This is a genomic window from Polaromonas sp. Polasp52, assembly GCF_059491565.1.
The window spans coordinates 2,939,273-2,951,523 of sequence record NZ_CP168513.1 but is presented as its reverse complement, the minus strand read 5'-3'; the positions used below and the strand labels follow the sequence as shown (position 1 = coordinate 2,951,523).

At 63.2% G+C, this 12,251-nt stretch carries 6 protein-coding genes; all 6 read right to left on the bottom strand.

What is annotated here, in order from left to right; all coding sequences use genetic code 11:
• Nucleotides 1-2: 2 nt before the first annotated feature.
• On the bottom strand, nt 3-4,988 hold the full coding sequence (locus ACEN9P_RS13825) for an SPM autocatalytic domain-containing protein (protein WP_495619575.1): 4,986 nt from the start codon (nt 4,986-4,988) through the stop codon (nt 3-5).
• Nucleotides 4,989-5,792: 804 nt separating this feature from the next.
• Nucleotides 5,793-5,975, bottom strand: coding sequence for a hypothetical protein (locus tag ACEN9P_RS13820; protein ID WP_495619574.1), 183 nt, complete (start codon nt 5,973-5,975; stop codon nt 5,793-5,795).
• Nucleotides 5,976-6,634: 659 nt separating this feature from the next.
• Nucleotides 6,635-8,065 (bottom strand): ATP-dependent RNA helicase DbpA, encoded by a 1,431-nt coding sequence (dbpA, locus tag ACEN9P_RS13815; protein WP_495619573.1) that lies wholly within the window; start codon nt 8,063-8,065, stop codon nt 6,635-6,637.
• Nucleotides 8,066-8,099: 34 nt separating this feature from the next.
• Nucleotides 8,100-10,001 carry a CocE/NonD family hydrolase gene (locus ACEN9P_RS13810; protein WP_495619572.1) on the bottom strand — a complete coding sequence of 634 codons (1,902 nt, stop codon included), beginning with the start codon at nt 9,999-10,001 and terminating at the stop codon, nt 8,100-8,102.
• Nucleotides 10,002-10,016: 15 nt separating this feature from the next.
• A complete protein-coding gene (locus ACEN9P_RS13805) occupies nt 10,017-10,988 on the bottom strand; it encodes a Bug family tripartite tricarboxylate transporter substrate binding protein (RefSeq protein WP_495619571.1) in 972 nt (323 codons plus the stop codon).
• 68 nt (nt 10,989-11,056) lie between these two features.
• Nucleotides 11,057-12,064: a porin gene (locus ACEN9P_RS13800; protein WP_477661594.1), complete on the bottom strand. Its 1,008-nt coding sequence runs from the start codon at nt 12,062-12,064 to the stop codon at nt 11,057-11,059.
• Between the last annotated feature and the right edge of the window lie 187 nt (nt 12,065-12,251).

Here is a 12,251-nt window from a genome sequence, read left to right as displayed (position 1 = left end):
GCTCAGTGCCAGCTGGCGGCCAGCACAGGCGCCAGCGCCGTCTGCTGTGCGGCCGTCAAGCTGGTCTGGCCCATGGCCGGCGGCGTGAAGGCGGCCATGGCCTGCACCAGGGCTTGCACCTGCGTGTCCAGCAGCAGCTTGCCGTCGCCGGCCTTGATCTGTTCCACGTGGTAGGCGTTGCCCAGGTACCAGTTCTGCACAACGGCCTTGTCGGCCGTGCCTATGATGCTGACCTCCAGGTTGTTGCTCGCCTTGCGGAACCACAGCTGGTCCGCGCTGGTGCCGGCCATGAACTGCAGCACATCGGTATTGCCGGCCGTGGCGTCGCTCTCCTGGACGGTGTCGCTTCCATAACCCCGGTCCATCTGGTAACGGTCATTGCCCGCACCGCCGGCCATGATGTCATTGCCCAGGCCGCCGTCCAGCACATTGGCCGCGCCATTGCCCGTCAGCGTGTTGGCCAAGGCATTGCCCGTGCCGCTGAGGGCGGCAGTCCCCGCCAGCGTGAGATTCTCGACATTGGCCGTGAGTGTGTAGCTGATGGAGCTGCTGACGCCGTCCAGGCCTTCGTTGAGGTTTTCGACCACCACATCACCCGCGTCATTCACCGTGTAGCTGTCATTGCCGGCCAGGCCCTCGAGCCGGTCGGCACCCACCGTGCCGGCCAGCGCCTCGGCGCCCGCGCTGCCCACCATACGGTTGACCGCCGCGGTTGCCGCACTCACCGTACTTTCAAGCGTGCCGCCGCCATCGGTATAACTGACGGCCACACGCACGTTCTGCCCGGCCAGCCCCGGCGTGAGCGTGAAGGTGGCCGCCGTGGCGCCCGCGATATCGCTCCAACTCGCACCACCATTCAGCGCGCTTTGCCACTGGTACTTGAGGCTCCCGAGCCCGTCGGCATCGGCCAGCGTGCTGGCAATCGACAGGATGTTTCCCTGCTGCACCGTGGTGGTGGCCGTCACCGCCACGCCGCTACGCAGCAGGCTGACACCGCCCGTGGGCGCGTCATTGACATTGGCCACCGCCGCCGTGGCCGTGCTGGCAACGCTTTCAAGCTTCCCAAAGCCGTCCGTGTAAGAAGCCTTGACGCTGATGGCCTTGCCCACCTGGGCCTGGGCCAAAGTAAGCGTGGCGCCGGTGGCCCCGCTGACCGCCGCGCCATTGGCCAGCCACTGGTAGCTCACCGTCCCCAGGCCGTCCGTGTCTGCCAGGGTATGGGCCGCGCTTAAGACCTGGTTTTGTGCGGCCGTACCGCTGATCGTGACCACGCCTGTCGGCGCATCGTTGACATTGGCGACCTTGGCCGTGGCCGCGCTGAGCACACTTTCGGCCGTGCCAAAGCCGTCGATATAGCTAACCCTGACACTCATGGCCTGGCCGACCTGGGCCTGGCCCAGCGTAAAGGTTTTACCGACAGCGCCGGCGATCACCGCGCCGCCGGCCAGCCACTGGTAGCCCAGCGCACCCAGCCCATCGACATCAGCCAATGTGCTGTTGGCGGTCAAGACACTGTTCTGCGCGGCGCTGCCACTGATGCTGACCGCACCTGTGGGTGCGTCATTGACCGGCGTGACGTTGAAAGCCAGGGTTTTGGGTGAAGAGTCAAACGCGCCGTACTGGTCCTTGACCGAGAAACTCAGGCCGGCATAACCATTGCCATTCGCATTGGCGGCCGGGCTGAACACCAGGCGGCCGGCGGCCAGGTCGGCGGCGCTGATGACTTGCGCCTTCACCACGCCGACCCCATTGAGCTTGAGGCTGCCGGCCAGGGGCGGGCTGTCGATACGCACGGCGCTCAGGCTGTCGCCGGCATTGGCGTCCAGGAACCCCAGGTCGGCAGCGCTGATTTTGCAGCTGCCGTCTTCATTGAGCGTCAAGATTTTGCCGGAGCCGCGGGGGGCGAGGTTGGCCAAAGCGTTAAGCCAGGCGACGTCTTTGACGCTGCCGTCGGCGAACTGGAACTGCTCAATCGCATAGCCGCCCAGGGTGGGCGCGGCAAAGCGGATGCTGTCGCCGGGTGCCACCGACAGCGTGACCTGGCCGTTCGCCAGGCCGGCCGTGACTTGCGCGGCCGTGATGCCAGCGCCAAAAACAATGCGGTCATTGCCACCGGCGTCCACAATCGTGTCCTGCCCGCCGCCCAGGCCAAAGAGGTAGCGGTCATCGCCTGTGCCGCCATCGAGCACATTGCTGGCCGCATTGCCGGCCAGGGTGTTGTTCAGGGCGTTGCCGGTGCCATTGAGGGCTGCAGTGCCGGTCAGGGTCAGGTTTTCGACATTGGCGCCCAGGGTGTAGTTGATGCCGCTCAGCACCGTGTCCGTGCCGGCACCCACCGTTTCAAGCACCATATCGCCCGCGTTATCGACGACGTAGGCATCGTTACCAGAATCACCCGCCATGGTGTCAGCGCCTGCGCCGCCGTCCAGCGTGTCGTTGCCGGCAAAGCTGCTCAGGCTGTCATTGCCGGCCAGGGCCGACAAGGTGGTGTTTTGGTTGCTGAAGGCGAACAGCTGGTCGTCGCCTTCGGTAGCCAGCGCGGCCGCCGCGGCCATGCCAGCGGCATCCCATCCCGTACCATCGGAGAATTCGATGCGTTCCAGCGTGGCGCTGGGATCGGTGAAGTGGTTGGTGACGGTGATCTGCTCGGCGCCGATATTGACGTATAGATTGGCGGCGTCGCGGCTAAGGCGGACTTCAGCTGCCTGCACGTCCAGCAGCTTGAAGGTGTCCGCCGCCACGGCGCCGGTGTCGCCCCCTTCGTTGATGCTGTCGTTGCCGTCGCCCTTAGACCAGAGATAAGTATCGGCGCCATAGTCGCCGTAAAGAACATCGGCCCCAAGGCCTCCCGCGAATACATCGTTGGCATAGGTGCCGCAGATCGTGTCTGCGTCCGTAGTACCGCGAAAGGGGGCCGCATTCAGGTCGGCCAGCAGCAGCGGATCACCACTGGAAAATTCGATGCGCTCCAGGCTGGAACCATAACCGCTGAAATGGTCCGTGACTTGGATCCTTTCACCGGTGGACAAGATGGTCACATACAGGTGTGCCGGATCACGGCTGAGCTGGACGCCTTCGCGCGCCACGTCGGCGAGCCTCAGCGTGTCGGTGTTGTTGCCTTCGCTGTCGTATTCCCAAATGGTGTCATTGCCGTCCCCCTTGACCCAGACGTAGGAATCGCTACCGGATCCTCCCCGGAGTTCGTCCGCGCCTTTGCCGCCAACAAAGGTTTCGCCGCTATCGGTCCCCGACAGGCTGTCTCTGCCATCGCCGCCGCGATAGGGCGCGGCATTCAGGTCAGCCAGTAGCAGCGGATCACCCATGGAGAACTCAATGCGCTCCAGGTCGGCGCCATAGCCGCCGAAATGGTCCACGACTCGGATCCTCTCACCGGTGGGCAAGATGGTGACATACAGGTGCGCCGGATCACGGCTGAGTTGGACTTCAGCGGCACTGACGTCCAGAAACGCCAAAGTGTCCACCACTGCAGCGCCCTGAACACCCAGGTCGTTGATGGTGTCGTTGCCGTCGCCTTTGGCCCAGGAATAGGTATCGGAGCCATCGCTGCCGTTGAGGGTGTCGGCACCTTTGCCGGCGATGAAGAAGTTGTCCACGCCAGCCATGCCATTCAGAATATCCTCACCTATCGTGCCCACAATCGGATTGCCGCCCAAGGTGGCTAAGTACAGATCAAATCCCTGGCCCTGACGGTCGCCCTGCTGTTGCAGCTTGGTGCGAATCTGGGCACCTGCCTCCTCCATGGCTTTAAGGGTGTCTGCAAAACTGGCAATCATGGCCAGGCCCTGCACCGCATCGGCGTCGTATTGGGCCCTCAGCGTCGCCACCGCGGCGTCGACGCTCCAGTCAAGGCTTTGGCTGGCTGCATCCCAGCTCAGGCCTATGCTTTCATACAGCGGCTTGGTCAGGATTTGCGCCAGCAGTTGGTGGTCCACCCACTGGGCTAACTGATCGTAAGCATCGAGCAGGAGTGGTGCGGCCCGGCCGTGCGGGTTGGGGTCCCTCTCACCCCCGCACCAGGTGCCCAGATAGTCCTCACCGAGAAAAGCCTCCAGCGTGGCGAGCTTGCGCGCGTCGCCAATAATGTTGCCGTAGATCTGCGTGGCGGCCCGGCTGGCGGGGTCTATGTCCTGCACACCGGCCCAGCGGTAGATGATGTCGTTGAGGATGCTGGCGCGCACGGCCGCATCGCTGGCACCGGCATACTGCTGCATCAAAGCTTGCAGCCTGCCGCTGCCGTCGCGCGCCATGGCCTGGTGCAGACTGTGCACATTGCCAAAACCTGCCATGTCCGGCAAAGCGGCAATGGCGTCGTTGACGGCCACCAGCTCGGTATCGATGGTGCGGGCCGTGTCCACGGCAAACCAGACGTCGTCCATGGCGCGGGTCTGCCCGGCCGTGGTGGTGAAGCTGCCGGCTTGCAGGTGCTGGTTGCCGTTGGCGTCGGTACTTGTCTGGTTGGTGTAACCGGTATTCAGGCTTTGCACGCCGGCTTCAGCCAAGGTGAGTAATTCGCCGGCATCGACGACGCCGTTGCTGTTCGCATCTTTAAAAACACGCAGCTGGCTGGAGGTGGCATCGCTTGCATCCACCTTGCCATCCTTGTTGGAATCGAGTTCGGCCAGCACGGCAAAACCATTGGCGGCTTTGTCCCCGCTGTTGAGAACCGTGTTATTGCCGAACAGCTCGGCGCCATTGTCGATCTGGTTGTTGCCGTTTTTGTCCCAGACCAACAGGCCGTCGTTCTTACCGACCCAGCCGGTCAGCTCGGCAAAGTTGTTGCCGTCGTGGTCGAAGTGAATGTCGGCGGATTTGCCGAGGGTTTCCGCGCCGTTCTGGCCATCAAGGTCGAGGATCAGGGGACTACGGGTTTTTTCGGCTTGGCCGAACTGGGTTTGAAGGGAGGTGATGAGGTTCTTAATAGCCGCGCCTACATCGCCGACGGTGTATCCATTCCGATTGGAAACCAATTGGGTAGCTGCAGCTGTAAGCCCTAAAACCCCAATCAAAGGTGCCGCGACAGTTGCACCGGTTGTCACGGCTACAACTGCCGCTACAACCGTAGCGGCCCCAGCAACGACTTGAATAACGTCGCCAAGGCTGATGTCACTTGGCGAGACATCATGGTTCAATTCCGCAGCAATCTTGACAAGGGTAAAGCCACCAAGCACGGCTTGAATTTGTCCATTAACAGCCAGGGTTGTAAATGGCCCGGCGAAAGAGGCAAATATGTTCCCCCCCGCGATGCCAACTCCACCAATACTGCCAGAAGTTTGACCGGAGAATGCATCTGAAATTGACGAACCGTTGTCTAGAACGGTTGGGACTATCGCAACGATATCGATGGTTGAAGCCATTCTTACTCCAATTAGTTTTTATCAAAAAAAATAAACAAACTCGCCGCAACATACATATTCAGGAATGCCAGCGCGAGCAGACGTGCTCCCGGTTTTTTACTTTTTAGAACTCTTTTCAAATTCGAATAAAAAGACTCTCCATTCCTCATCTCATTGAGAAACGGGAAGCTCGCAGCCAGAAAGAGAATTCCGGAGAGAGTGAAATAGGCCAGTTTGTATAAAAGCACTGTGAGATAACTTTCCATGTTTGCAGCAATAGCGCGACTCCTCGCCCAACAACAAAAAGGGCCAAGTACGACTCATCTCCATCGGCCATATCGCTGATAGACATATCGAGCCGATTGAAGGTCATTTGCGCAAGCCGTCCTACCCCATCAAAGACCCAATCCATCAGCCCCACATTCCTTCCTTGAGCATCTAGGCACTTGCAACGACCCACACCACGAATGTGAAAACAGCAGCCAGCGCCGCCAGCAAAATACCGATCAGCTCGTAAGCCCCATCACTCAGATTTCTTTTGCGCGTAAATTCAAAAGGCAAGGCGCGCCAAACTGTTCGACCCAAGCAGCAGCAAAGAAATTCCAAAATATCCCACTCCATACTGGTCGCTGCTCCTTCTATGGAAGCCCCTCTTATCTGGCGCCCTTATTTCGCTTTTGCCTCAGCACCGCCAGCCAGGTGACCGCCCATGCAATGAAGAGCAAACCAATCAGCACAAGCAATCGGGATATCCGTTTGCACCGACAAGCCGAATCGCCAGACGCCTGAGCCATTCCCACTTGGCCGACACCCATGACAAAGGCTCCAGGTATTCCATCCAGCCCATGCAGATCGCAAGAGCGCCTATCGCTATTTGCGCTCTTTCGCTGTCGCCCAGTTTGAAATTCCATCGACTGGGCAGGGAGGAATTTTTCAATGTCATCTTTCTTTGCAATCCATCAGTCGCTGGACTGTAAAGACATGCTGCCAAACACGCCAATAGTGTTTAAACATCCGCGCATACGCTTCCCTCATAGAGAGAATGGACACAAACTGCGGCGTGGACACAGACCCAGACGGGCGCGCGCCTGCCTGCGCAGCTCATGCATGCAAGTGAAAAAACAGGACTGAATACGGAGGGCGCGGATGTCCCTCGGAGATTTTTCGTTAGCGAAAATCAGGCGAAGCGAAAGCTCGCAGCAGAGGCGCGGCAGGATGCCGGCATTCGAACGGACTCAGGAGAAAGGGCGTGTCACGCGAGCCGGTGAACGCCCCAGGTCTCAATCTTCCAGTAGCCGCACCTTCACGCTCTTGCCTTTAACCTTGCCGGTCGAGAGCTTGTTCAGCGCTTCATTCGCAATGCGGCGGTCCACCGCGACATAGGTCGAGAACTCATTGACATTGATCTTGCCGACCTGCTCGCGCGTAAAACCCGCCTCGCCGGTCAGCGCGCCCAGCACGTCGCCGGCGCGGATTTTTTCTTTTCGGCCGCCGACGATCTGCAGGGTCACCATGGGCGGCAGCAGCGGCTCATTGCTGGCGGGCGTCAGTTCGGCCAGCTTGTGCCATTCTGATTCGGCTTTCTGCAGCACTTCGATTTTTCCGACGTGGCCCATCTCGTCCATGCTGGCCAGGCTGATGGCCCAGCCTTCTTCGTCGGCGCGGCCGGTGCGGCCTATGCGGTGGATGTGCACCTCGGCGTCGGGTGTGACGTCGACGTTGATGACCATCGCGAGTTGCGCGATGTCCAGGCCGCGCGCGGCGACGTCGGTGGCGACCAGCACCGAGCAGCTGCGGTTGGCGAACTGCACCAGCACCTGGTCGCGCTCGCGCTGCTCGAGTTCACCGAACAGGGCCAGCGCACTGAAACCCTGGTCTTTCAGATAGGCCACCAGGGCGCGGCACTGCGACTTGGTGTTGCAAAAGGCCAGCGTGCTGGCCGGGCGGAAGTGCCGCAGCACCTGCGCGACGGCGCCCAGGCGGGCTTCGTCATGGTCGCTGTCGGGCACCTGGTACCAGCGCTGCTGTATCTTGGTTTTTTCATGCTGGGCCTGGACCGTGATGGTTTGCGGCGCCTTCATGAACTGCTGGCTGAGCTTGGCGATGCCTTCGGGATAGGTGGCCGAGAACAGCAGGGTCTGCCGCTCCTTGGGGCATTGTTTGGCGACGGTGACGATGTCCTCAAAGAAACCCATGTCCAGCATGCGGTCGGCTTCGTCGAGCACCAGGGTGTTGAGCGCCTCGAGCGTGAGGTTGCCGCGCGCCAGGTGGTCCATGATGCGGCCGGGCGTGCCGACCACGATGTGGGCGCCGTTTTCCAGGCTGGCTGTCTGGTTGCGCAGCGGCACACCGCCGCACAGCACCACGACTTTGGTGTTTTCTTCGGCGCGCGCCAGGCGCCGGATTTCGGTGGCCACCTGGTCGGCCAGTTCGCGCGTGGGGCACAGCACCATGGCCTGCACCGCGAAGCGGCGCGCATTGAGGTTGGCCAGCAGCGGAATCGCAAAAGCGGCGGTCTTGCCGCTGCCGGTCTTGGCCTGGGCGATCAGGTCCTTGCCGAGCAGCGCCACCGGCAGGCTGGCCGCCTGGATAGGTGTCATGCTGAGGTAGCCCAGCTGCTGCAGGTTGGCCAGCATGGCGGGGTTCAGCGAAAGGCTCGCGAAATCGGTGTTTGCCGCGCCGGATGCGGGTGTCTTGGAAGGAATGCTCATGCACCGATTATCGGCGCATGGGTATCCAGGGCCTTCAGGCGCCGGTTTGCGCCACGATGGGCAGGAGCAGCTGCGAGGGGTATTTCGCCGACAGATGCACCCGGTTGACGGCTGACTGCCTGTGCTGCGCCTGGCCTTCGGGCTCGCCTGAGTTGGGGTTCACATCAAAGCGCGGGAAGTTGCTGCTGGAGATGTCGAGGCGGATGCGATGCCCTTTTTTGAACAGGTTGGAGGTGGGCATGGGCTCGATGGTGATCTCGGCCACCTCACCGGGTGCCAGCAGTTCGGGGTTTTCCCAGGACCGCCGGTAACGGCAGCGCAGGATGCCGTCGGTGAGGTTCATGGCATAACCCTGCGGGTAGTCGGCATTGGGCGGGTGCACATCGATCAGCTTGGCGGTGAAGTCGGTATCGGGCGCGCTCGAGGAAACCCACAGCCTGATGACAACGGGCCCCGTCACTTCGAGGTCGTCCTCGAGCACGGGGGTCTCAAACACCAGAATATCCGGCCTTGCCGCGAGCGGCAGGTAAGGCGGCTTCGCGCCGAAAATCCCGCTGTGCGTGCGCTGGTCGTAGGCACCGGCGGTCATCAGAGGCTCGCCCGAGGTGATGGAGCCGCCTATGGTCGGGACCGGGCAGGCCGGATCGAACTCAAACGCCATCGCGGCGTCCCGCAGCGGGAGCTGGGCTTGCAAGCTGCCGTCTTGCTGCAGGTAATAAGACCGGAACTCGGTGCCGGGAACCGGCCAATCACCGGCCGTGCACCAGCGGCCGCCGTGGTCCAGCCGTCCGCTCGCGGTGCGGCGCCCCGAGCCGCCGCCCATGCGGAAATAGCGCACTGCCGGATCATCCGCGACGTGATCGGCGCCCTCCGGCGCATCGCCCTTGAGCCAGCGGTCAAACCAGGCCAGCCGAAAAGCCAGGTGGTCCCGGGCGAGGTTTCCATCGAGCGTGGCTTGCGGGCCAAAGTCGACGTCCCCGGCGAAGGTGACGCTGCGCTCGCCGTGGGTCCACGGCCCGAGCATCAGGCGCGCCATGCCCTTGGCGCGGCGCGAAATGCCGAGGTAGTTGTCCGTGGTGGTCTGCGCGTAGGGGTCCCACCAGCCGCACATCAGCAGGGTGGGGATGCCGTCAAAGCTGTCGTAGTGCCCCGCGGCGTATAGCTCCGGCTGGCGCCAGTAGACGTCGAAGCGGCCGTGCTCCCATTGCTCGAACAGGTAGTTCTCATATTCGGGCACCCATTTCAGCGGTGAATGCCCGCGCTTCCAGGGCATGGCGGCGAACCAGGCGGCGATGTCCTCGGCAGCCAGTGCCGCCCGGATGACGGGGTCGCGCAGCGCGGGGCCGGTCCGCTGGGCATTGGTATAGGCCCAGGTCGCCTGCTTGAGTTCAAAGGCGCCGCCGTGGCGGATGCCGCCGCGATAGGCGTTGGCAAAGCCGCCGGCCTCCAGGAACATCGCCGCAAGGCCGGCCGGGCGCTGGCTCACCAGCGCGGTCTGTGTGTGCGCCGCATAGGACAAGCCCAGTGTGCCGATGCGGCCGTTGCACCAGGGCTGCGCGGCAACCCAGGCCAGCGTGTCATGGCCGTCGTTGGCCTCTCCCAGGTATTTGGTGAAGACCCCTTCCGACGCGAAGCGCCCCCGGCAGTCCTGCAAGACCACGGCATAGCCGCGGCGCGCGAACCTCGCCGCCACCTCGGCGCGGGAGACGGGGCGCGGATCGCGCGCCGTGCGCTCGCGGACGGTTTCGTTGGTTTTGCCGTAGGGCGTGCGCTCCACCAGCACCGGGAACGGCCCCGGCAGGGCCCGGCCATCGCAAGCCGGCAGGTACACGTCGGTCGCCAGCTGTATGCCGTCGCGCATCACCACCATGACATCGCTTTGGCTTGCCACCTCATGCGCCGGGGCCGTTTGCGGCCCTTGCTTCAGATCGTTCATACCACGCATCCCCGGTCAATCGATCTTGAGCTTGCGCTCGGCGATCAGCTGGGTCCAGCGCGCCGTGTCTTCCCGGATGTAACGGGCCAGGTCCTGCACGCTGCCGGGTGCCGGCTCGCTACCCTGCGCCACCAGTTGCCTGGCCACCTCGGGGTCGCGCAGTGCCCGCTGCAAGTCCGCGCTGACCTTGTCCACCAGCGCGGCCGGCGTGCGGGCCGGCGCAAACAGGCCATACCAGATGTCGTACTCAAAACCCGGCACGCCCGCTTCAGCCATGGTGGGAAGCCGCGGCAGCAAGGGGGAGCGCCTGGCGCTGGCCACAGCCAGGGCCGTGAGCTTGCCGGCACTGATCTGGTGGGCCACGCTGGGCACCGCATTGATGCCCAGTTGCACATGCCCGCCTACCAGCTCATTGACGGAAGGCGCAGCGCCTTTGTAGGGCACGTGGACCATCTCGGTCCCCGTCATCGCCAGGAACATTTCCATGGCCAGGTGGTTGGGGCCGCCCGTGCCGCTGGAGCTGTAATTCAGTTGCCCCGGCCTGCTTTTTGCCAGCGCGATGAGTTCCTTGACGGTTTTCACGCCGACCGAAGGATGGGTGGTCAGCACCGGGGTGTTGGTCAGCACCTTGCCCACGGGTGTGAAATCGCGGGAGGGGTTGTAGGGCAGTTTGCTGTTCAGGAGCGGCGTGGTCACGATGCCGGAGCCGGCGCCCAGCAACAAGGTGTAGCCGTCGGCAGGCGCCGCCGCCGCGGCCTGCATGCCCGGAACGCCGGGGCGGTTGTCGACAATGACGGGCTGGCCCCAGTACTCCGAGAGCTTGCGCGTGACCACACGCATGGCGTTGTCCGCCGCGGCCCCCGGTGGAAACGGGATGATGATGCGCACGGGCTTGTCGGGGTAGCCGGCGGCCCGGGCGGCACCGGCCGCGGCCAGTCCGGCGAAGGTGCAGAAAGCGGCGGTCAGCAGGAAGAGGCGTCTGCGCATGGAAGTATTCTCCGGGAGAAGGGATGTATGGTGCTGTCGGGGATGTCGGTGCTCATCAAGCCCCGGCATCAAAAATCGTGGCGGATGCCGGCGCCCACCGAGCGGATGGCGGCGCCGGCCTTGCTTGAGTCCACACCGTCGCGGTCATAAAAGGCCTGCAGTTCGGTGCGCTTGGACAGCGCGTAGGTGTAGGCCAGTTGCTGGCGCCTGCGAATGCCGTTCGGTGAAGCCTGCACATCCCTGCGCAACAGGTTCAGCACGAGGGCATGGGCACCCTGGCTGTATTTGGCGCCCGCGATCCAGTAATTCACATAGCGGCGTGTGAGCGCGGTGTTCTGGTATTTGTCCTGCCCGGCCAGCACATAGGGCTCCACCGCGCCGAAGGCGTAGCGCACACCGGCCTGCCACTTGCCCGAAAACTCGTTGGCCAGCAAGCCGGACGGACGCGTGTCTTTCCCGAACCCGATCCCGGCCTTGATCGGCCCGGCGGCGTAGTTGAGCCCCAGGTCCAGCGATTTGGAGCCATCCTCGACATCGGGCGTGGCGACCGCGCCGCGCAGGTAATAACGGGCCCGGACGTCAAAGCCCGACAGAGTGGGACTCGCGTATCCCACGGCATTGGAGGTGCGGTTGCGCGCGTTCAGCATGGACGTGCCGATGGCGGTGGCGCCGGCATCGTTCGCGGCGAAACTGGTGATGGCGGTCACCTGCGAATAAAGGGGCGAGCCGGTGGGGTTGGCGGAATCCAGGCGTCCCAGCGCCAGGGCGCCCCAGTCGCCGCGCAGCCCGACATAGCTGTTGCGATAGGCCGGAACGGTGGCGGCCCCGGTATCCGCGTCGATGCCCATCTCCATCCCGAACAAGGCCGCCAGGCCCCCGCCCAGGTCTTCGCTGCCGCGAATCCCCAGGCGCGACGCGTTGTCGCGCATTTCCGTCATTTCTCCCGCGGGAGCAGCCTTGGTGCTGTTGAGCGTCAGGCGTATCTGCCCATAAATGACGTTCTGGCCGGCCGCCGGCACAGCGGCCGCGGCGAGCAGGAGGCCGCCGAGAAGGATTGCGCACGCATGAAGGTTCATGAAAAAGGTCTCCCGTCGTTGGTTGGATGGATGGCAGAGGGCTGCTGCGACGGGATTCTGGTGCGCGGGTTCGGGGCCCGCAACGCTATGATGAATCCGCATTGGGCTATGCGATTCGCAAACAAGTGGCGGTGCGCCCGCAGCTGCAATAGCATGGCCCGGACAGCACGAACGGACGGCGGGCGAC